1 protein-coding gene is annotated in these 1,084 nt (G+C 60.3%); it reads left to right on the forward strand.

Annotated features, from left to right (window positions below):
- Positions 1-822, forward strand: an 822-nt coding sequence (locus tag BLX41_RS35505; protein ID WP_259744952.1) for an NAD(P)/FAD-dependent oxidoreductase, incomplete at its 5' end; no start/stop codon positions are given.
- Between the last annotated feature and the right edge of the window lie 262 nt (positions 823-1,084).

Genomic DNA, 1,084 nt, shown 5'->3' on the forward strand with positions numbered 1-1,084 from the left:
GAACTACTGGACGAGCGGCGGATTCGTGAAGTCGTAGCCTGCGACCAGTACAAGGGCGGCATGCTCGACATGAGCGGCGGGCACATCCACCCGCTGAACCTGGCTCTGGGTGAAGCTGCTGCCGTGGAATCCCTGGGCGGGACCATTTACGAACAATCCCCAGCGGTACGCATCGAGCGAGGCGCCAGCCCCGTGGTGCATACCCCACAGGGTAAAGTCCGCGCCAAGTTCATCATCGTCGCCGGCAACGCCTACCTGGGCGACCTGATTCCGGAGCTGGCAGCCAAATCCATGCCCTGCGGCACCCAGGTGATCACCACCGAGCCCTTGAGCGATGAGCTGGCAGCCAGCCTGCTGCCCCAGGACTACTGCGTCGAGGACTGCAACTACCTGCTGGACTACTACCGCCTTTCCGGCGACAAGCGTCTGATCTTCGGCGGGGGCGTCGTGTATGGCGCCCGCGACCCGGCCAATATCGAAGCGATCATCCGGCCGAAGATGCTCAAGGCCTTCCCGCAACTGCAAGACGTGAAGATCGACTACGCCTGGACCGGCAACTTCCTGCTGACCCTGTCGCGCCTGCCACAGGTTGGCCGCCTGGGAGACAACATCTATTACTCCCAAGGCTGCAGTGGACACGGCGTGACCTATACCCACCTGGCGGGCAAGGTCCTGGCAGAAGCCCTGCGCGGCCAGGCAGAGCGTTTTGACGCCTTCGCCGATCTACCCCACTACCCTTTCCCTGGAGGCCAATTGCTGCGCACTCCATTCACCGCCCTAGGAGCCTGGTACTACAGCCTGCGAGACAAGTTCGGTTTCTGATAAAAGACCTTTCTGCCCCCAATAAAAAACCGCCCAACAGGCGGTTTTTTTATGTTCGGACATTGCCACTCAAACAGCACAACTCCCCACGCTAATCGCAAAAACAAAAAACCCCGGTCTTTCGACCGGGGTCTTTGCTATCGATGCGAATCAAACCAATGGCTTGTTCCGTTGCTTCAAGGCGCTCAGTGATCCTTGAGGCTGATATGGCGCAGCGGACGGGACTCGAACCCGCGACCCCCGGCGTGACAGGCCGGTATTC

The organism is Pseudomonas protegens (genome assembly GCF_003732485.1).
GTDB classification, from domain to species: Bacteria; Pseudomonadota; Gammaproteobacteria; order Pseudomonadales; family Pseudomonadaceae; genus Aquipseudomonas; species Aquipseudomonas protegens_B.